Origin of the sequence: Streptomyces sp. NPDC058701 (genome assembly GCF_042715295.1) — a bacterium.
Taxonomy (GTDB): domain Bacteria; phylum Actinomycetota; class Actinomycetes; order Streptomycetales; family Streptomycetaceae; genus Streptomyces.
The window spans coordinates 57,505-77,266 of record NZ_JBHXSY010000012.1; the positions used below are offsets into that span (position 1 = coordinate 57,505).

Annotated in this window: 18 protein-coding genes; 13 read left to right on the forward strand and 5 right to left on the reverse strand. The window is 74.0% G+C overall.

Annotated features, from left to right (window positions below; genetic code table 11):
* Positions 1 to 30: 30 nt before the first annotated feature.
* Positions 31 to 1,476 (reverse strand): dihydroorotase family protein, encoded by a 1,446-nt coding sequence (locus ACFWW8_RS15585; protein WP_386528681.1) that lies wholly within the window; start codon positions 1,474 to 1,476, stop codon positions 31 to 33.
* A 160-nt stretch (positions 1,477 to 1,636) separates the two neighbouring features.
* Here ACFWW8_RS15585 and ACFWW8_RS15590 point away from each other — a divergent pair, with 160 nt between their 5' ends.
* The 3 genes from ACFWW8_RS15590 (at position 1,637) to ACFWW8_RS15600 (ending at position 5,336) form a co-directional block, all read left to right on the forward strand.
* Complete coding sequence (locus tag ACFWW8_RS15590; RefSeq protein ID WP_386528684.1) at positions 1,637 to 2,860, forward strand: CaiB/BaiF CoA transferase family protein; 1,224 nt, start codon at positions 1,637 to 1,639, stop codon at positions 2,858 to 2,860.
* Positions 2,861 to 3,006: 146 nt separating this feature from the next.
* Positions 3,007 to 3,879, forward strand: a complete 873-nt coding sequence (locus tag ACFWW8_RS15595) for a cyclase family protein (protein ID WP_386528687.1) — start codon at positions 3,007 to 3,009, stop codon at positions 3,877 to 3,879.
* Positions 3,876 to 5,336, forward strand: coding sequence for an MmgE/PrpD family protein (locus ACFWW8_RS15600; RefSeq protein WP_386528690.1), 1,461 nt, complete (start codon positions 3,876 to 3,878; stop codon positions 5,334 to 5,336). The genes ACFWW8_RS15595 and ACFWW8_RS15600 overlap by 4 nt, the downstream gene beginning before the upstream one ends.
* A gap of 21 nt (positions 5,337 to 5,357) precedes the next feature.
* Here ACFWW8_RS15600 and ACFWW8_RS15605 read toward each other — a convergent pair whose 3' ends face one another.
* Positions 5,358 to 6,254: an HpcH/HpaI aldolase/citrate lyase family protein gene (locus tag ACFWW8_RS15605; RefSeq protein ID WP_386528693.1), complete on the reverse strand. Its 897-nt coding sequence runs from the start codon at positions 6,252 to 6,254 to the stop codon at positions 5,358 to 5,360.
* A 336-nt stretch (positions 6,255 to 6,590) separates the two neighbouring features.
* Between ACFWW8_RS15605 and ACFWW8_RS15610 the strand changes: the two genes are divergently transcribed.
* The 7 genes from ACFWW8_RS15610 to ACFWW8_RS15640 all read left to right on the forward strand — a co-directional run bounded on the left by ACFWW8_RS15610 (position 6,591) and on the right by ACFWW8_RS15640 (position 13,718).
* Complete coding sequence (locus ACFWW8_RS15610; protein ID WP_386528696.1) at positions 6,591 to 8,141, forward strand: hypothetical protein; 1,551 nt, start codon at positions 6,591 to 6,593, stop codon at positions 8,139 to 8,141.
* Positions 8,142 to 8,255: 114 nt separating this feature from the next.
* A complete protein-coding gene (locus ACFWW8_RS15615; RefSeq protein WP_386528699.1) occupies positions 8,256 to 9,290 on the forward strand; it encodes a DUF916 domain-containing protein in 1,035 nt (344 codons plus the stop codon).
* Positions 9,291 to 9,328: 38 nt separating this feature from the next.
* Positions 9,329 to 10,525 (forward strand): hypothetical protein, encoded by a 1,197-nt coding sequence (locus tag ACFWW8_RS15620; protein WP_386528702.1) that lies wholly within the window; start codon positions 9,329 to 9,331, stop codon positions 10,523 to 10,525.
* Positions 10,522 to 11,466, forward strand: coding sequence for a hypothetical protein (locus tag ACFWW8_RS15625; RefSeq protein ID WP_386528705.1), 945 nt, complete (start codon positions 10,522 to 10,524; stop codon positions 11,464 to 11,466). Before ACFWW8_RS15620 ends, ACFWW8_RS15625 begins: the two co-directional genes overlap by 4 nt.
* Entirely contained in the window at positions 11,355 to 12,356 is a 1,002-nt protein-coding gene (locus ACFWW8_RS15630; protein ID WP_386528708.1) for a hypothetical protein, read from the forward strand. The genes ACFWW8_RS15625 and ACFWW8_RS15630 overlap by 112 nt, the downstream gene beginning before the upstream one ends.
* 11 nt (positions 12,357 to 12,367) lie before the next feature.
* Entirely contained in the window at positions 12,368 to 13,006 is a 639-nt protein-coding gene (locus tag ACFWW8_RS15635; RefSeq protein WP_386528710.1) for a neocarzinostatin apoprotein domain-containing protein, read from the forward strand.
* An 85-nt stretch (positions 13,007 to 13,091) separates the two neighbouring features.
* Positions 13,092 to 13,718, forward strand: coding sequence for a neocarzinostatin apoprotein domain-containing protein (locus ACFWW8_RS15640; RefSeq protein ID WP_386528712.1), 627 nt, complete (start codon positions 13,092 to 13,094; stop codon positions 13,716 to 13,718).
* Between the two features lie 85 nt (positions 13,719 to 13,803).
* Here the strand turns inward: ACFWW8_RS15640 and ACFWW8_RS15645 are convergent, their stop codons facing one another.
* The gene (locus ACFWW8_RS15645; RefSeq protein ID WP_386528714.1) at positions 13,804 to 14,490 is read right to left on the reverse strand and encodes an isochorismatase family protein; all 687 of its coding nucleotides are present in this window, start codon (positions 14,488 to 14,490) and stop codon (positions 13,804 to 13,806) included.
* 1 nt (position 14,491) lies between these two features.
* Positions 14,492 to 15,685 carry a CaiB/BaiF CoA transferase family protein gene (locus ACFWW8_RS15650; RefSeq protein ID WP_386528717.1) on the reverse strand — a complete coding sequence of 398 codons (1,194 nt, stop codon included), beginning with the start codon at positions 15,683 to 15,685 and terminating at the stop codon, positions 14,492 to 14,494.
* 63 nt (positions 15,686 to 15,748) lie between these two features.
* On the opposite strand from ACFWW8_RS15650, the gene ACFWW8_RS15655 reads away from it, so the two are divergent.
* Together ACFWW8_RS15655 and ACFWW8_RS15660 are read left to right on the forward strand one after the other, a co-directional pair.
* Entirely contained in the window at positions 15,749 to 16,690 is a 942-nt protein-coding gene (locus ACFWW8_RS15655) for a hydroxymethylglutaryl-CoA lyase (protein ID WP_386528720.1), read from the forward strand.
* A gap of 4 nt (positions 16,691 to 16,694) precedes the next feature.
* Positions 16,695 to 17,387 (forward strand): hypothetical protein, encoded by a 693-nt coding sequence (locus tag ACFWW8_RS15660; RefSeq protein ID WP_386528723.1) that lies wholly within the window; start codon positions 16,695 to 16,697, stop codon positions 17,385 to 17,387.
* A 16-nt stretch (positions 17,388 to 17,403) separates the two neighbouring features.
* Here the strand turns inward: ACFWW8_RS15660 and ACFWW8_RS15665 are convergent, their stop codons facing one another.
* Positions 17,404 to 18,192 (reverse strand): IclR family transcriptional regulator, encoded by a 789-nt coding sequence (locus ACFWW8_RS15665; protein WP_386528726.1) that lies wholly within the window; start codon positions 18,190 to 18,192, stop codon positions 17,404 to 17,406.
* Positions 18,193 to 18,385: 193 nt separating this feature from the next.
* Here ACFWW8_RS15665 and ACFWW8_RS15670 point away from each other — a divergent pair, with 193 nt between their 5' ends.
* Complete coding sequence (locus ACFWW8_RS15670; RefSeq protein WP_386528729.1) at positions 18,386 to 19,756, forward strand: flavin reductase; 1,371 nt, start codon at positions 18,386 to 18,388, stop codon at positions 19,754 to 19,756.
* The last annotated feature ends 6 nt before the right edge of the window (positions 19,757 to 19,762 follow it).

Consider the following 19,762-nt stretch of genomic DNA (forward strand, 5'->3'; position numbering starts at 1 on the left):
CGGGTGGTGCGGCGGATGCCGTCCGGGAGGTCAGCGGGCCAGGTAGCGGCCCGTCGGCTCGCCGGTGACGACTCCGTCGCGGTAGGCGATCCGGCCTCCGACGACGGTGACGGCAGGCCAGCCGCGCAGTTCCTCGCCCTCGAAGGGGCAGTGGTCCTGGCCGGACAGCAGGACCTCGGCGGTGACCGTGCGCCGGGAGTCCAGGTCGGCGATGACCAGGTCGGCGTCGGACCCCACCATCAGCGAGCCCTTGTTCCGCAGGCCGTAGGCGGCGGCCGGGTTGGCGGAGACCAGCTCGGCGATCCGGTGCAGCGACAGGCCCCGCTTGTGGTGGCCTTCGGAGAGCAGGATCGGGTAGAGGAGCGCGGTGCCGCCGAAGCCGGGCAGCGCCGGCCACAGGGCGTCGCCCTTGGACTCCTCCATGCAGCAGGCATGGTCGGAGGCGATCCAGTCCACGGTGCCGTCGAGGACGCCGGCCCACAACGCCTCGTTGTCGGAGCGGGTCCGGATGGGCGGGTTGACTTTGCCGCCGAGCCCCCGCCCCGCCTCGTCCAGGGTCTCGTGGTCCAGGCAGAGGTGGTGCAGGGTGACCTCGGTGCGCAGGTCGACCCCCGGGGAGGCTGCCCGGGCCGCGCGGGCGGCCGACAGGGCCGCGGCGCTGGACAGGTGGAGCAGGTTGACCGGACAGCCGGTGGCGCGGGCCAGGGTGGCGGCCTCGCCTATCGCGACCTCCTCGGTGAGGGGCGGCCGGCCCTCGTGGTAGGCCTTCAGGGTCTGGGGGTCGCCGTTCTGCCGCACCCGGTCGATGAACAGCCGCATCAGTTCGGACTGTTCGCAGTGCAGGGAGAGGGAGACCCGGCCGCCGGGCCGTTCCCCGGCGGCCGCGGCGACCGCCTCCATGAGCTGGTAGAGGTGGCCGAGGTCGTACTCCTCCCCGTCGGCCGCCATCCGGAAGCCCTTGGCGTCCCGCGAGTCGGCGGACAGGTTGAAGCCCTTGTAGAACATGTAGTACTTGAACGACCTGACCCCGTACTTGGCGACCAGGTCGGGGATCTCGCGCACCTGGGCGGTGTCCATCGGGGCCAGGTGGAAGGCGTAGTCCGTGTGGCTGCGTCCGGCGACGGCGGCGAGCACCTCAGGGAAGATCTCGGCGTAGGCGCCGGTGCGGTTGAGGTAGTGCTCGCCGGTGCGGAAGTAGGACAGCACCGTGGTCGCGCCGCCCACCAGGGAGGACCGGGTCTCCTCGGCGGCGTCCACTTCGAGCGGGCGGTAGATGCCGAGGTGGAAGTGAGCGTCCACTGCGCCGGGGAGGACCACCCGGCCGGTGGCGTCGATGACCTCCGCGGCCTCGGCGGGATCGATGTGGTCGGCCAGTGCCGCGATCTTGCCGTCGCGTACCGCGAGGTCGGCGGTGAACTCGCCCAGGCGGGGCTGGACAAGGGTGCCGTTCTTGACGAGCAGGTCGTATCGGGTCATGACAGGCCGGACGCCCGCGAACGGCGACGCCCGTACCCCCTTCCGCAGCCGCGAAGATTGGGAAACACCGTTTCCCTTATGCACGATGAGGCGCCATGCTAGCTTTTCGAAACAGCGTTCCACAAGGAGAAACAGCGACCACGAAGGTGCGTGAGCCGCCATGGAGCCCCAACCCAGCCCCTCTCCGCCCGGACCGGGCCCTCTCGCCGGAATGACCGTCCTGGACTGCGCCACCTTGTTCGCGGGGCCGTTGGCCGCGACCATCCTCGGCGACTACGGCGCGGACGTCATCAAGATCGAACACCCCTCCCGCCCCGATCCGGCCCGCAGCCACGGCCCGTCGAAGGACGGGGAGGGCCTGTGGTGGAAGATGCTGGGCCGCAACAAGCAGACCGCGACCCTGAATCTGGGCCGGCCGGCCGGCGCGGAGCTGCTGCTCCGGCTCGCCGAGGGGGCGGACGTACTGATAGAGAACTTCCGTCCGGGCACCCTGGAGCGCTGGGGCCTCTCCCCCGAGGCCCTGCACCGGGTCAACCCGGGTCTGGTCATCGCCCGGGTCACCGGCTTCGGCCAGACGGGCCCCTACGCGCGCCGGCCCGGTTTTGGCACCCTCGCGGAGTCGATGAGCGGCTTCGCGGCCCTGACCGGCGCCCCGGACGGCCCGCCCACCCTGCCGCCGTTCGGTCTGGCCGACGGGGTGGCGGCCCTGGTGACGGCCTCCGCCGTACAGACCGCCCTGTACCACCGGGATGTCCACGGGGGGCCCGGGCAGGTGGTGGACCTCGCCATCATCGAGCCCCTGCTGACGCTGCTGGGGCCGCAGCCGATGGCGTACGACCAGCTGGGCGTCGTACCGGAGCGCACCGGCAACCGGTCCGTCCACAACGCGCCCCGCAACATCTACGCCACCCGGGACGGCCGCTGGGTGGCCGTCAGCACCTCGGCGCCGTCGGTGGCGGAGCGCGTGATGAAGCTGGTCGGGCATCCGGAGGTGACGACCGAGCCGTGGTTCGCCGGCGGCGCCGGCCGGGCGGCGCACGCGGACCTGCTCGACGGGCAGGTGGGGAGCTGGATCGCGGACCGCACCCAGGCCGAGGTGATCGCCGCCTTCGAGGCGGCCGAGGCCGCCGTGTCCCCGGTCCACGGGATCGCCGACATCTTCGAGGACCCCCAGTACCGGGCGCTGGACTCGCTGACGACCGTCGAGGATCCGGTACTGGGCCCGCTGCGCATGCAGAACGTCCTCTACCGGCTGTCCGCCACTCCGGGGCGGATCCGCTGGACGGGCCGGGCGCACGGGCAGGACAACGAGGCCGTCTTCGGCGGACGGCTGGGCCTGTCCCGGCGCGAGCTGGACGAGCTCGCGCACGAGCACACCATCTAGGCGTCTCTTTCGGATCGTGCCGGGCCCGGCCCGCCTGACACCGCGGCCTGGCGCGTTGTCGTCGGTCGCCCCACGGCACCAGACGACCCGGACTGATCCGGCCCCGCTCCAGCAGACGCCCCTCGTACAGCTTCTTGGGAGATGCCATGAACCAGGTCCACGGCTACCCGGGCGGACACGTGTCGCTCGGCGGAGCCCAGGTGGTCGATCTCGCCCACCCCATGCGGCGGGGGATGCCGCAGTCCCCCAACCACCCCCCGTTCCGGATGCTCCTCGAACGCCGGCACGGCGACATGGTGCGCGCCGACGGCGGTTCGGCCGCGAACGAGCTGATCGTCACCGGCGGGCATGTCGGTACGCATGTCGACGCGCTCGCCCATGTCTCCCAGGACGGGCTGCTGTACGGCGGCCTCGACGCGGCCGGGAGACAGGACCACGAGGGCTTCTCGCGGCACGGCATCGAGGAGTTCCCGCCGTACGTCGGGCGGGCGGTGTTCCTGGACATCGCCGCCCTGCACGGTCTGCCCGCGCTGCCCGCCGGGTACGAGATCACGGTCGAGGACCTGGAAGCGGCCGGGGAAGCGGCCGGGGCGGAGGTCCGGTCCGGTGAGGCGCTGCTGCTGGGGACGGGCTGGTCCCGGCACTGGGACGACCCCGCGCACTTCACCGGCCAGGAGCAGGGGGCGCCGGGGCCCGGTCCGGCCGCCGGGGCCTGGATCGCTGCCAGGGGGGTCCGGGTGGTGGGCGGGGAGACCATCGCCTTCGAGCACATCCCGCCGGGCCGAGGGCACGCCGAACTGCCGGTGCACCGGCAGCTGCTGGTCGAGGCCGGCATCCACATCGTGGAGACGATGCGGCTGACCGGGCTGGCGGCCGCGGGCCGCGCCGAATTCCTGCTGGTGCTGGCCCCGCTGCCGGTGGTGGGGGCCACCGGGGCGCCGGTCCGGCCGCTCGCGGTCCTGCACGAGGTCCGGAACGAGGTCCGCAACGAGGTCCAGCGGGACGGGAAGCCGCTGTGAGCGGCGCCGGATACGCGGCACAGCTGGCCGAGTTCGCGGCCGCCTGCCGGGACGGAGTCCCCCAGGGCATCCTGCACGATGCGGCGGCCCGCACCATGGACTGCCTGGGCAACAGCCTCGGCGCGCTCGGACCCCACGGCGAGCGGGATCCCCGGGCCTCACCCCAAGCGGCCGCCCTGGCCCTGGCCCGGGCCGCCGGCGGCGCCGCGCAGGCCACGGTGATCGGCGGCGGGCTCAGCGTCCCCGCCGACCGGGCCGCGCTGGTCAACGGCACGCTCGCGCACGCCCTGGACTTCGACGACACGCATCTGCCGTCCGTGCTGCATCCCACCGCGTCCGTGCTGCCGGCGGCGCTGGCGGTCGCCGAGGCGACCGGTGCCGACGGCACGGCCCTGTTGGCGGCCGTCGCCGCCGGCGGCGAGGTGTGCGTACGGCTGGGCATGGCCTCGTACGATCCGGACCTGCGCAACTCGGTGTTCTTCGAGAAGGGCCTGCACGCCACGTCCATCTGCGGGACCGTGGGCGCCGCCGTCGCGGCCGGCCTGCTGTACGGGCTGAGCGCGGTGGAACTGGCCCACGCCATCGGGATCGCCTGCTCGATGGGGGCCGGGGTGATCGAGGCCAACCGGACGGGCGGCTCGGTCAAACGCGTCCACTGCGGCTGGGCCGCCCATTCCGGGGTGTGCGCCGCGCAGTTCGCCGGGGCGGGGGTCACCGGCCCGCCCACCGTGCTGGAGGGCCGGTTCGGGTTCCTGACCGCGTTCCTCGATGACCGCTGGCATCCCGAGCCGCTGGTCCGGGGCCTTGAGGACATGGGGGCGGCGGAGAACTGGGAGTACGCGCGGACCGTGTTCAAACCGTACCCCTCCAACCACTTCACCCACCCGGGGATCGACTGCGCGCTGGCGCTGCGCGCGGATGGACTGCGGGCCGAGGACGTGGTGGGCGCGCGGCTCGGGGTGGCTTCCGCGCCCCGGCGCACCATCGGGGAGCCGCGCGCCGAGAAGACCCGGCCGCGCACGCCCTACCACGCGAAGTTCTCCGGCCCCTACACGGTGGCGGCCGCGCTGCTGGCCGATCCGGCCCTGACCGGCCCGGGGGTGCGGCACGCGGACTTCACTCCGGAGGCGCTCGCCGATCCGGTGCGGCTGAGTCTGGCGCAGCGGGTGGAGGTGCTGGCGGACGAGCGGTGCGAGGACGAGTTCCCGCTCGCTTTCAGTGCCGTACTGGAAGTCCGGACCCGGCAGGGGCGGACGCTGAGCGCGCGGGTGGCCAGCTCGCTCGGCGGTCCCGGACGGCCGCTGTCGGAGGCCGACTTGGAGGGGAAGTTCCGGCTCAACGCGGAGCCGGTACTGGGCGCGGCGCGGGCGGACGAGGTCATCGCGGCCGTCCGCGCCCTGCCGGAGGCACCGGGCGGCGCCGCGGCCGCGCTGCTGCCGCTCACGGAACCGGGCTGAGCGGCCCCGAGTACCCCGCCTTCAGCGGCGGGTGGCGAGGATCCGGCGGGCGGCGCGGATGACGGCTTCGTCGATCATCCGGCCGTCCGGGCCGGTGATGACCCCCGACCCGCTCTCGGCGGCCCGGGTGAAGCGGTCCAGCAGCTCGGCGGCCGCGGTCACTTCCTGCGCCGACGGGGTGAAAACGGCGTGTACGAGAGCCAGTTGGCGGGGGTGGATACAGGCGCGGGAGCGGTAGCCGAGGCCGCGCAGGGCCTCGGTGCCGCGGGCGAAGCCGGCCAGGTCGGTGAAGTCGGTGGCCACCGGCCCGACGGGCGGCAGCAGCCCGGCGGCCGCGGAAGCCAGCAGGATGCCCGTACGGATGGAGCTCAGGGCGGGTCCGGCCGGGTCCGAGCGGTCGATGCCGAGCTCGGCGCAGAGGTCGGCCTCGCCGAGCTGGAGGTGGCGTACGCGCGGCGCCAGGGCGATGGACCGGGCGTCGAGCACGGCCGAAGCGGTCTCCAGCAGCGGCGCCAGGGCCAGCACGCCCGGTTCGAGTCCCTGCCGGCGCTCGGCCGCGGTGAGGACCTCGTCATGGGCGGCGATCTCATCCGCGCCCTCGCACTTGGCGAGGCAGAAGCCGGTGACCGACGGGCCGGCCAACAGCCGGCTCTCGGCGAGCCCGGCCGGACCGGGGTTGACCCGGATCCAGATCTCGGGGCGGGGGTCCGCGGTCGCCTCGGCCGGCCCGGCGAGTTCCGCGAGCCAGTCGTGGACGCGCGTCCGGGCCAGGTCCTTGACCGAGGGCGCGACCGCGTCCTCCAGGTCGACGATCAGGGCGTCCGCCCCGCGTCCGAGCGCCTTCGCCAGCATCTCGGAGCGATCCCCCGGGACGTACAGGTAGGAGCGGGGCACAGGGCCGATCCGGCGCTGGGGCATGGCGGGGCCGTCCGGTTCGTCGGGGGTTCCCTCACAAGGGAGTTGACGGGGCCTCACCCTAGAAGAGCGGGCGCCGACGGGTCAACGCACATCGTTTCGCTGTGGGATCCGTCGTTTCGCAGGGGTCGGCCGGGCCGCGTAACGCACCTTTTACCCCGACGGATGTCCATCCCCTTGACAGGCCCCGTCGACTGCGGCTCCATATGGTGGACAAATACGAAACAGAGTTCCACACAGAGAAACTTGTTGCCCTCCATGGGAGAGGAACGACGGCTCATGCACCCTCAACCAGCCAGAGCTGCCCGGAGACGAGGCCGCGCCGTATCGGCCGCGCTCGTGGTGGCCGCTTCCGGCTCCCTGGTCCTCACCGCGACCCCCGCACAGGCCGGCAGTGCGCCCGTCACCTACGACTGCGTGTTCAGCTCTTCCCATTCGCTGTTCACCACGACGGCCACTCTCACCGCCCCGGCCACGGCGGCGGCGGGCGAGGCCGTGGACGTCACCTTGAGTCTCGCGAACAAGGGGCCGGCCAACGGTCCGGTCCCGCTGCCCGCGAACAGTGTCGCCCCCTCGGCCGACATACTCGTCTCCGGCCAGGCCCCGCTGCATCTCAGTGCCCCGGCCTCCAACGCGCCCATCCCCGCGAAGGGCGAGATCCCCATCCCGGATCTCCAGGGCAAGCTGACCGTGGCCCAGCCCGGCACGGTCACGCTCACCCCGGACCAGCTCACCCTGGACATCCCCAGCTACGGCCTGTCCCTGGAATGCACGCTCCAGGGTGCCGCCACCGTCCTGCACACCATGACGGTGACCCCGGCGGCCGACTCCAACACCGCGGCCCTCACCGGAGTCTCCGGGCGCCCCGCGTCGAACACCACCGGTGCCCGGCCGGGCGATGTGCTCACGCTCGCGGGTGCGGGCTGGGACAGCTCCGCTCCCCTCGGCAACGTCGAGCTCTGCAGCCTGGCCGGCACCGGCTGTTCGAGCGCGGACCTCACTCCCGACCTGCGGATCGCCGCGGACGGCAAGCTGTCCGGCACCATCGCCGTCGGCCGGTCCGCCGCTCCCGGACCGCGCCGGCTGAAGATCACCCAGGGAACGGCCAGTGCCTCGCTGGTCGTCGGCATCCTGGGCAACCGCACCTTGCAGACCACTCCCCGTGGCGGCGGTCCCGGTACCGGCGCCACCGTGTCCGGGGTCAGCTTCGACCCGGGTGACGAGGTCACCCTCGCCGCGGTCGACAAGGACGGCAGGCCGGTCGGCGGCCCCGGGCCCACCGCACCGGTGGACGCCCGCGGCAACTTCACCGCCAGCCTGGTCCCCGCCGTGGGGGCCGTGAAGATCGTGGCAACCGAGAAGGACGGCGGCGACACCGCGGAGACCCCGTGGGCGGGGAGTTCCGACGGCGGCGGCTCCGAGCAGACGCTGAAGGTCGTCGTCTCCGGCGGCGCCCTGACCATGTCGGCCGAACCGGGCGAGGTCACCCTCACCCCGGTCACCGTGGACGGCACCCCGAAGGACTCGGCCGGCGCGCTGCGCGCCCTGGAGGTGAAGGACTTCCGGGGCAGCACCCAGGGCTGGTCCCTGGTCGGTACCGTCACCGACTTCCGCAACGCGGCGGGAGCCGTCATCCCCGCCTCCGAGCTGGCCTGGACCCCGCAGTGCGCGGTGCACCCCGGGTCCTCGGCGGCCTCGTCCGTCACCCCGGGCAGCAGCGGGCCGCTGAGCGCCACCACGGCGTCCCCACTGTGCATCCAGGCGGCCGGCTCCGATCCGACCGGCGTGACCGGCGGGCACTTCGACGCCGGCGCGGCGCTCGACCTGAGCGTGCCGGGGATCGTACAGAGCGGCGAGTACGCGGCCGTGCTCCGGCTGACCCTGTCCTGACCCTCCGAGCGTTACCGGCGGCGGGGCGCGATCCCGCCGCCGGTAACGGCGGGCGGCCGAGGCCACGTTGGCGACACTCCCCAGCCAGGACACCACCGAGCAAGAGCGGGAACCATGACGCCCCTGCAAAGCCACCGCCCGCTCCGCCGGGCCCTGCGCACAGCCCTGCGTACGGGGGTAGTCGCGCTCGTAGCGTTCTGCTCCACCGCTCTGACCACGCTCCCTCCCGCGGCACCGTCCGCGCGGGCCCCACAGTCCACCGGCCGGGCGTCGGCGGACGCCTGGTCGGTGCAGCCCACCGGTACCGCCGGCCGGTCCACCTTCACCATGGACTCCGCCCCCGGGACCGTGATCAAGGACTCGGTGCGCGTCAGCAACCTGTCCCCCGCCCCGCTGTCCATGCAGGTGTACGGCGCCGACGCCTACAACACCCCGCGCGACGGCGCCCTCGCGTACCGCCAGGCCGGCGAGGCGCAGACGGGAATCGGCACCTGGGTCGGGCTCGCCACCAACGCGCTGGTGATCCCGCCCGGGCGGGCCGCGGACATCCCGTTCACGCTGACCGTGCCCGCCGACGCCCCGCCCGGCAGCCATGTCGGCGGGATCGTCGCCCTCAACAACGCGGTGGAGCAGGCCGGTGAGTCCTCCGGTGTCGATGTGGGCATCCAGCGGGCGATAGCCGTCCGCGTCCAGCTCACCGTCGAGGGACCCCGTACGCCGGGGCTCGCGGTCCGGGACCTCCACGTGGACCACGACCCGGCGTGCCGCCCCTTCGCCGCGGCCCGCGCCAGGCTGTCGTACACGGTGGTGAACACCGGCAACACCGCGCTGGAACCTACGGTCACCCCGCGGATCAGCGGCCTGTTCGGGCTGCGCGAGACCGCGTTCCCGGCGCGGGGCCTGCCGCTGCTGCTTCCCGGGCAGAGCACGCGCCTGACCGCGGAGTGGTCCCCGGCGCCCGGGGTCGACCTCCTGACCGCCTCCGTGCAGGTCGGCGCGACCGGTGTGCCGCCGGCTTCGGCGGAGACCGGCAGGGTCGCGCTGGCCTGGCCCACGGTCGGCTCGATCGCCGCGCTGCTCGCCGTCCTCGCCGTCTGCCTGGCACTGGTCCGGCGGCGGCGCCGGAGCGGCGCCGGAGCCCTGTCGTGAACCGGCGGGCCGGCCTCGTGAACCGGCGCTCCCCTGGGGTGACCCGGTGGACCGGCGTGGTGAGCCGGCGGGCCGCTGTCGTGGGCCGGCGGCCCGCCGTCGTCGCGGTGTGGGTCGCCCTGGTGCTGCTCGCCGTGCCGTGGGTGCCCGCCACCGCCGGCCGGGCGGCCGCGGCCGAGCCCGCGACCGTCTCGGTGGAGAACCCGCGGGCCACCGTGGGCCGGCCGCTGAAGGCCACCGGTACCGGCTGGGAGCCCGGCTCGACCGTGCAGGTCGAGGTGTGCGGGGGCTCGGCGCTGCGCGGCAGTGCCGACTGCGACGCGGTGCGGGCGGCGGTCGCGTTGGCGGCGGCCGACGGCACCTTCCGGGTGGCCCTGATCGCCGGTACACCGCCCTCGCCGTGCCCCTGTGTGCTGCGGGCCTCGGCGCAGCCGACGGGCGCCCGCGCCCAGGTGGCGCTCGACCTGGCCGGTGCGGGGGGCGTCGCGCCCCCGGCCCCCGTCTCCCCGGCCGTGCGCGTGGACGTGGTGTCGGCGGCGCTGTCCGGCGGCCCCGGCCTCGCCGAGCTGTTCGGCGCTCCCGCCCGCCGCACGCTGACCGTGACCCTGCGCAATCCGGGGGACCGGCCGCTGGGGCGGGCGCCGCTGATCATCGCCTGGGGGCCCGGATCGGCCGCGGACATACCGGTGGGCGTCCCGGTGACGGCGGAACTCCCCGCGGGCGCGCAGCGGACGTACCGCGTGCCGGTGGAACTGCCGGCGGCGGCGTTCGGCCGGTACTCGGTGGGCGGCCGCTACGCCTCCGCAGAGTTCGGCGTGACCACCGACATCTACCCCTGGGGTCTGCTGGGCGCGGCCGCCGCCGCGGTGCTGCTCACCGTCTACACGGCCGCGGTCGCCCTGCGGCGCCTGGCGGACCGGCCCCGGGGCCGGCGCGCGTCCGGGGCGGCCGCCCTGAACCTCCCCTCCTCAGTGGAGCGGGACGCGCTGCTCGCCTCGCTGACCGGCGGGCCCGCCGGTGACGGCCCGGACGCGAGGGTCGGGACCGGCGCGCTGATCCGGGCGCTGGCGGGCGAGCCGGCGCTCGTCGACTTCCGGGCGCTGCCCGCGCTGCTCGCCGCGGTCCGGCCCGCCGGGGTGCCGGCCGTGGCGCGGCCCCTGCCGGCCGGTGCCGACACCCCCGGGGCCGGGAACGACAAGACCTCCGACGGATCCGAAGTGCAGGAGTCCGCGTGAACCTACGTAACGACCGTCCGGGTCGGGACCCGTCCGAAGGCACGGCCGACGGACTCGTGGGCGCAGCCGGCGGGCTCGTCGTCGGGGTGTATCTCGCCTCGGCCCCGCTGCTGGGCGGCCGCCTCGGGATGCCCGGTGAGGCCGTCCGCTACCTCCTGCTCACCGGCCTTCTGCTCGCCGCGCTGGTGGGCCGGCTGACCGGGCGGCGCCGGGCGGCACGGCAGCGCACCCCGGCGGCGGCCGCCCGTGGGCTCCTCGCCGCGTCCGTGCTGTCCGGCGCCGCCGCGGTCTCCTCCTCCCCCGCCGCGTTCTCGGCGCTGCTGATGGGGGCGGCCGGGGTCGCCGGCGCGGGCCTGGGCCTGTACCGGCCGTCCCACGTCTGGCACGCGGCGTTCCTGACCGGGGCCGGCACGGCGGCCGCGGGCACGGCGCTGCTCGCCACCACGCCGTACCTCGCGTGCGCGGCGTCCGCCGGCCTGGCGGCGCTCCTGCTGCTGCCGCTCTGCGCCCGGCCCACGGCTACGGCGGATGCCGGAGCCTCGGTGGCGGCTGCCGGTCCTCGCGGGGTGGCCGCGGCCGTGGGAGCGGCCGTCACGGGCACGGTGTTCGCCGCGCACAGCCTGGTGGTCTTCCGCTGGGAGCTGCTCGGCGCCCGCGCCGTATGGCCGTTGGCTCACGCGTTCGGCCTCGCCGCGCTGGTGGTGTGGGCCCTGGCCCTGGCCGCCCGGCGGAGGCCGACCGCCGGTTCCGGATATCCCGCCGTACTGCCGGCCGGGTTGACGGCGGCGGTCGGCGGCTGCGCAGGGCCGGCCGGCCCTGGCAGCTCACGGTGGCCCTGGCGGCCGTACTGGTCTGCGCCTCGGCTGCGACCACGGCCGGTACGGGCCAGGCCCCGCCGGTCCGCCCGGCGCGCGCTGCGGCGTACGTGGTGGCGGCGCTGACCGGCGGTGCGGTCGCGGCCACCCTGGTGGTGCTCTCGCCCCGGCTGCTGGGCGGGTCGGACACGCTGACGGCGATCGGACTCGCCCCGGCGCTGGCGGCCCTGTTCACGCTGCTTCGGCGTGGGCCCGCGCGGGGCGAGGTTCCCGACGCCCCGGAGCGGCCAGGCGGCGAGTCCGCGGAGTACCCGGTCACCGCCCACCGGCTCGGGGTCACCGAGCCGGGCGGCCCGCCGGTGCGCAACCTCGAACTGGCCCTGCCGCGCGGCAGCATCGTCTATCTGACGGACCGGCGGGCCGGCCGCCGGGCGGGCGCGGTGCTGTCCGTCCTGGCGGGTTCGCGGCGGGCGGACCGCGGCGGATGGCTGCTGCACGGCCACGACGTGTCGCGGGTCGACCCTCGGGCCCGCTGGGACCTGCGGCTCTCGGTGTACGCGGACCCCGCCGACCCGAGCCGGCTGGGCGCCCTGCCGCGCGCCCATCCCGCGACTTCGGTGGCGGAGGCGGTGACGGCCGCGGCGGCCCGCCTGGCGCCCGACCGTTCGGCGGCCGGCACGGAGGCCGCCCACGAAGCGTTCCCGTTCCTGAAGGCACGCGGCGCGAGCGCCGCGCAGCGGCTTGATCCCGCCGAACGCTGTGTGCTGGCCCTGGTGCAGACCCTGATCGCACAGCCGGCCCTGCTCCTGCTGGACCTCACGGGGCCCGGCTGCGGCCCGCTGGCCACCGATCCGGCGGTCACCGCGCTGCTGGGGCACATCCGCGACCAGGGCACCGCGGTCCTGGTGTCCGCGCCCGACTCGGCGGTGCCGCCGGCGGTCCACGAGATCTCCCTCCCCTCATCCGGCAGCGCTCGGACGGTCATCCCGCGACGGAGCAGAAAGGCCCAGCCGTGACGATCTCGCCCATGAACCGCACTCGGACCCGGACCCGGAATCGCCGTACGGCTCTCGCCGCGGCCGCGGCGCTCATGCTGACCGGGTACTCCGGCGGTGTCGCGGCGGCGGACGGGCCGCCTGCCACGGTCCGGGTGTCGGACGCCACGGACCTCACCGAGGGCCAGCGGATCACGGTATCCGGGCAGGGCTTCCAGGCCGGCCTCACCTCCGTCGCGGTCGGCCTGTGCACGAAGGGCTACACCAGCAACAAGGACTGCGATCTCGGCGGCGGCGCCCGGCTGGTCACCATCGGTCCGGACGGGGTGCTGCCCACGGTCACCCTCAGCGTCCGCTCCAAGGTGGCCGGGGCGGACTGCCTGACCACGGCCTGTGTGGTGGGCGTGGCCCCCCTGCCCTCCGGTACACCGCCGCATCTGATCGCCGCCAACAGCGTCCAGATCCCCGTCGGTTTCGCCGGCGGATCCGTGGCGGGCGACGCCTCCGGCACCGGTTCGGGCGCGCCGGCCGGCGCGCCCGCCGCCGGCACCGACGGTTGGGAGGGCCCGTCCGACCTCATGTGGTCCGTGTCGCTGGCCCTGACCGTCCTGTGCCTGGTCCTCGCGTTCGTCCGGGGCCGCCGGGGGCGGCACCCGGCACCACCGCACTGACTGCTTCGAAGGGAAGCGCATGACATCACAGCGCACGGCATCACGAAGAAGGCACCGGTACGGGGCGGCTGTCTGCTGCTCCGCGGTGATCGCACTCGGGGCGGCGGTACCCGCCGTGGGAGCGGGCACCCTCACGGTCAGCAAGTCGACCGGGCTCGCGGTCGGGGACAAGGTCACGGTGTCCGCGAAGGGGTTGAGCCCCAACCAGGGGTTCGTGCCCCTCGGGCTGTGCAAGCCCAAGCCGGCCGGCCCGACGGACTGTGAGACCTCTCCGGACGCGTCGATCATCGGCAAGACCGACGCGGCGGGGGTGTGGCACAGCGCGGCGACCGACGCGACCACCGCCCAGATCACCATCAAGGCCAAGGCGGGCGGAGCCGACTGCCCGGCCAAGGCCGGGAACTGCGTCATCGCGGTGTCGATCTCCGCGACGAAGGAGCTCGTGGAGGTCCCGCTGACCGTCGGCGCCGGCGGCGGCACACCGACGACGCCCCCGGCGGGCAACCCCCCGCCCGCCACCACCGGCGGCTCGGGCGGCAGCGGCGGGTCGGGTACGGCGGGTGGTCCGGGTACCGGCGGTGGCGGTACGGACACGCTGCCGCAGACGGGCTCCACCGACGGGCTGGCGGTGACCACCCTGGTGGGCGGCACGGCGTTCCTGCTCGGCGGCTGCACCCTGGTCCTGATGCGGCGCCGCAGCACCCCGCACTGACAGCAGTACCAGCGGTAGTGAACAGGCGAAGAGGAGGCCGCCCCCCGGTCTCGCCGGGGGCGGCCTCCTTCGCGTTCGTCCGTGTTCAGCCCCTGGGGCCGGGGTGCGGCGGCTCTCCCAGGCGTCGGCAGGCCGTACCGACATCGACCACGTCGGCGTACTTGGAGTCGAGGTCGAAGAGGTTTCCCTCGTGCGGTCCGGGGTCCCGGTCGGCGACCGCCTCGCGCACCACGATCGGGCGCAGCCCGTGCTGGAGGGCGTCCAGGGTGGTGGCGCGGACGCAGCCGCTGGTGGAGAACCCGGCGATGACGAGGGTGTCCACGCCCAGGACGCGCAGCACATCGCGCAGCCTGGTCTGGAAGAAGGCGCTGGGGTAGTGCTTGTGGATGACCACCTCGCCCGGTTCCGGTGGACAGATCCGGGTGAAGGCGGCGTGTTCGCTGCCCACCCGGAAGGCGCCCAGGCCGGGCACCTTCCGGGCGAAGTGCGGTGCGTCCACGGCCGGTTCGCCTTCGTAGTGGACCGCGGTGAAGATCACCGGGAACTCGGAGCGGCGGGCGGCCCGTGCCAGCCGGGCCATCGCCTCCAGGGCCGCGGCCGCGGTGTCGAGGTAGAGCCGGCTGTCGGCCGCCGCGTACGCCTCGACGGGGTCGACGAGGAGGAGCGCGGGATGCTCGCCCCACCCGATGCGGCCGCCGAACCCGGCGGCCCGGTAGTCATCGGCCAGCAGCTCCCCGGCCTGCGGCGCCGGGGCCGGCGGCTCCTCCGCCACCTCAGATCACTCCGTCCGCGGTGAGTTTCTCCAGCTGCTCCGCGCCGAGTCCGAGGAGGCCGCCGTACACCTCGTCGTTGTGGGCGCCGAGCTCGGGACCGGCCCAGCGGACCCCGCCGGGGGTGGCGGAGAGCTTGGGGACCACGTTCTGCATGGGGATCTCGCCGAAGTCGGGGTGCGGGAGACGGACGATGGCCTCGCGGGCGGCGAAGTGCGGGTCGGTGAGCATGTCGGAGGCGGTGAAGGTCTTGCCGGCCGGGACGCCCGCCCGGTGCAGGGCGGCGAGCAGGGCCTGGGCCTCGTGGCCGGCGGTCCAGGTGGTGACGATGTCGTCCAGCTCGCTCTGGTGGGCGCCGCGCGCGCCGTGGGTGGCGTACTTGGGGTCCTCGGCGAGGTCGGGGCGATCCATGACCTCGGTGAGCCGCCGGAAGACGGTGTCCTGGTTGGCGGCGATCAGTACGGCCGCGCCGTCGGCGGTCGGATAGACGTTGCTGGGGGCGACGTTGGGGAGGACCGGGCCGGTGCGTTCGCGCTGGTATCCGCCGATCTCCCACTCGGGCAGCAGGGACTCCATGTAGGCGAGGACGGCCTCGTAGAGCGCGGAGTCCACGACCTGTCCGGCGCCGGTGCGTTCCCTGGCGTGCAGGGCCATCACGGCGCCGTAGGCGGCCATGGTCCCGGCCAGGGCGTCGCCGAGGGAGATCCCGGCGCGGGACGGCGGCCGGTCCGGCTCGCCGGTGATGTGCCGGATACCGCCCATGGCCTCACCGATGGAGCCGAAGCCGGCCCGCGGGGCGTAGGGGCCGGACTGCCCGTAGCCGGTGACCCGGACCATCACGAGCCGGGGGTTGACGGCGGCGAGTTCCTCGAAGCCCAGGCCCCAGCGTTCGAGGGTGCCGGGGCGGAAGTTCTCCACCAGGACGTCGGCCTGGGCGACCAGTTCGCGCACCAGTTCCTGGCCCCGTTCCGTTCGGAGGTTGCAGGTGACGGACATCTTGTTGCGGGCCACGACGGGCCACCACAGGGATTTGCCGTAGGGGCGCTCGCGGCCCCACTGGCGCATCGGGTCGCCCCGTCCGGGGTCTTCGAGCTTGATGATCTCGGCACCGTGGTCGCCGAGGAGCTGGCCGCAGAAGGGACCGGCAAGCAGGGTGCCGGTCTCGATGACACGGATGTCGGAGAGGGGTCCACTCATGCCGCGAGTGTAGTTTTGGGAAACGCTGTTTCGCTAGAGGAATCGAGGCGGCAGAATACGCGCATGGACAACTCCCCGGCGGTATCACCGCCTTCGGGTCCGGGCGTGGTGGAAGTGGCTCCGCGCGACGGACTGCAGAACGAATCACGTGCCCTGTCGCCCCAGGAGCGGGCCGTACTGATCGAACGGGCCGTACGGGCGGGCGCCCGGCGCGTGGAGGCGGTCGCCTTCGTGCACCCCGGACGGGTGCCGCAGATGGCCGGCGCCGAGGAGGTCATGGCGCTGCTCACGCGGCCGGACGGGGTGCGCTACAGCGGTCTGGTGCTCAACACACGCGGTATGGAACGGGCTTCCGAGAGCGGGGTGCACGAGATCAACTACGCACTGGTCGCCAGCGACACCTTCTCCCGGCGCAACCAGGGCGTGGGCACGGAGGAGTCGATGCGCACGTGGGAGCAGGTCTCCGCGCTGGCCCACCGGGAGGGGATCGGTCGCTCACTGACCATCGCCGCGGCCTTCGGCTGTCCCTTCGAGGGCGAGATCGCCGAGTCGCGGGTCCTCGAACTGGTCCGGCGGGGGGTGACGACGGGCGCCGAGGAGATCGTCCTCGCCGACACCATCGGGGTCGGCGCCCCGGACGTGGTGACCCGGCTACTGGAAGCGGTACGGGCCGAGGCGCCGGACGTGGCCCTGCGCTGCCACTTCCACAACACCCGCAACACCGGCTACGCGAACGCGGTGGCGGCGGCCGCCACCGGAGCCGCCTGGCTGGACTCCTCCCTCGGCGGGATCGGCGGCTGCCCCTTCGCGCCGGCCGCCACCGGGAACATCGCCACCGAGGACCTCGTCTACCTGCTGCACCGGATGGGCATGGACACCGGCATCGACCTGGAGTCCGCCGCCGCCACCGGGACCTGGCTGGGCGAGGTGCTCGGCATCTCGGTCCCCGCCCTGCTGGGCCGATCGGACCCCTTCCCCGGCACCGTCGGCGGAGAGGGGCAGTAGGGCCATGGGCGCACATCCGCACGGCTGGTGGATCCTGCTCCACCTCGTCCTGTTCGTCTTCTGGCTGGGCGGCGACCTGGGCGTGTACGCCTCCAGCAGGTACGTCCTCAAGTCCGGGCTGCCCTTCGAGGCCCGCTCCACCGCACTGTCCATCATGAGCGTCCTCGACCTGGGCCCGAAGATCTGCCTGGTGCTGATCCTCCCCAGCGGCGTCACCCTGATGGCCGTCGAACCGCACGGCGCCGGGTTGCTCAACGTCTGGACCGCGAGCGCCACTTGGGTGTTCGCCGGGTTCTGGCTGTGGCTGACCGTCCGCGACCACCACCACCCCGGCAAGCACCCCTGGGTCCGCAAGCTGGACTGGTCGCTGCGGGTCGGGCTCACCGCCGTCCTGCTGGGCCTCGGCGTCTACACCCTGGTGGTCACCGAGCCCTTCGGCGTCACCACCAATCCGCTCTGGCTGGGGGCCAAGGTGATCCTGTACGCCACGGCCATCGCCTGCGGCCTGGCGATACGCCTGACCCTGCGGCCGTTCGGCGCGGCGTTCGGGGAGCTGGCCCGCGCGGGCACCGGCGGGAAGGTGGAGGACTCGCTGAAGCGGGCCGTCGACGGCTGTGTCCCCTATGTACTGGGGATCTGGACCTGCGTCCTGTCCGCCGCGGCCCTGGGCGTCTTCAAGCCCTACGCCGACCTGTAGCCGGCGGCGGAGCCGCTCAGCGCAGACCCGGGCGGTACCCGAACTCCGCCGAGAGCCGCCCCACGCTGTCCATCAGCAGGGGCGCGCACTCGGCCAGCCGCGGCTTGAACCGGGACTGCGGGCCGGCCACGCTGAGTACGGCGATGATGTGGCCGTCGTGGCCGAAGACGGGTGCCGCCAGCGAGGCCGAACCGGTCTGCCGCTCCCCCACGGAGGTGGCGTACCCGCGGCGTTTGATGGCGGCGAGCTCCTTGCGCATCCGGTCGGGGTCGGTGATGGTGCGGTCGGTGACGGCGTCCAGCGGGTGCCGCGACAGATAGGTGTCGATCTCGGATTCGGACAGGAAGGCCAGGAACGCCTTGGAGGAACTGCCGGCGTGCAGCGGCAGCGGGATCCCGAGGGCCACCTCCATGCGCAGTTCCTGGTCGGGCACGACCTGGTCGACGTAGAGCCGGGTGTCACCGCGCCGGATGGAGAGGGTGGCGGTCTCGCCGCACTGGGCGGCGAGCCGGCGCAGCTCCGGTGCGGCGAGGACGCGGAGATCCGTGCGGGCGAGGTAGGCGCGGCCCAGCGAGATGGCGGCGGGCCCGAGGGCGTACCGGCGGGTGACCGGGTCGGTGATGATCAGGTCGCGGTTCCGCAGGGCGGTGAGGATGCGGTGCACGGCGGCCTTGGTGATCTCGAGCTCCTGGGCGATCTCGGTGACTCCGAGATCGGGCCGCGAATGCCTGCCGAACATCAACAGCACGTCCATGGCGCGCTCCACGGCCGCGATGGACCGGCTACTGCTCGTCTCCTCAGTCACAGGTGTCCTCCTGGCCGATCGGCTCGGGGGGCGGTATGGGCGGCCTTCCCCGACTTGACGGAAGCATAACGGTAATTTCCCCATGGGAAACAGCCGCCCCGGACGGCCGGATTCGTTGACACCCCAACAGGCAGCTCGTTACGCTGATGGAGACAGTGTTCCACTGGAGGAAACATTAGGCAGCGGGGGTGCGATGACCACCGTCATCGACGAAACGACCTTCCGTCAGGTGCTGTCCAGATGGCCGAGCGGCGTTGGCATCGTCACCACGGCCGGCGAGGACGGCTGGCACGGCATGACGGCCAGCTCATTCAGCAGTGTCAGCCTCACACCGCCGTTGGTGCTGGTGTGTCTGGACCGGCGGATCCGTTCCCACGACCTCCTGATACGCAACGGCGTGTTCGCCGTCAACATCCTGGGGCGGGACCATCTGACGCTGGGCCGCAGGTTCGCGGGGATGGAACCGGGGGTCGCCGACCGGTTCGCGTCCGGTGACTGGCTTCCCGGCGCCACCGGCAGCCCGGTCCTCACCGACTCGGCGGCCTGGGTCGACTGCCGGGTACGGCAACGCTATCCGGGCGGCGACCACAGCATCTTCCTGGGCGAGGTGGTGGCGGCGGGGGTACCCCGCATCACCTCGCCGCTGCTTTTCCACTCCCGGTCCTGGGGGCAGCTCGCCGACCCCCTCCCGGAGCGGGTCGAGCTCGCCGACATCGCGCTGACCGGCGCGAGCGACATGGTCGAGACGGCCGGCGCGATCGACGGCACCGACCCGGCAGGCGACCTCGACCGGGACCACGACGGCGACCCGGACAGCGGGACCGGGCCGGCCGGACGGCTGGCGGACGCCCTGCGGCGGGCCGGGGTGCGGGTGCGCCTGGCGCGGCCGCGGATCCCCCAAGACGGCCTGGGCGCCTGCTCGTTCCACGCGGCCGACATCACCTCGGCCCTGGCCGCCGCCCAAGCGGGCATCCCCGTCATCGAGTTCACGATCACCGCCGACGGCGACGGACAGGCGGCCTCCCGGATGGCCGAGGCCGTCCGCGGCGCCGGCGGGCCGGGCGGGCCCGAACCCGCCGTGGTCATCCGTATCCGCGACGCCCTGCACCCCGCCCTGGCCAGGGCGACCCTGCAGACCGTGCAGCGGCTGGGGACGGCGGGCTGCGGCGAGATCGTCCTGGAGGAGCCCCCGGACACCGAGCACGACGAGGGCGCTTCCCCGACCGCCCTGCGCCGGCTCCTCCAGGACGCCGTCCACGAGGCCGGGACCGTACCGCTGAGGCTCTCCCTGCGCGACCATCACGGACTGGGCCTGGTGAACGCCCTGACCGCGATGAAGAGCGGAGTCCGGCTCTTCGACACCTCGCTGGGCGGCCACGGAAGCCTGCTGGCGAGCGAACGGCTGGTGCTGCTCTGCTCCCGGATGGGGATCGAGACCCCCGTGGACGTCCCCGCCCTGCGCGCCCTGCGCACCGAACTCGACCTGATGCTGCGCGAGCCCTCCCCGGCGTGGCACCGCTCCCCCGCACGCACGGCCGCCTCCGGCTCCCAGGAACCCCAGTAAGGAGTT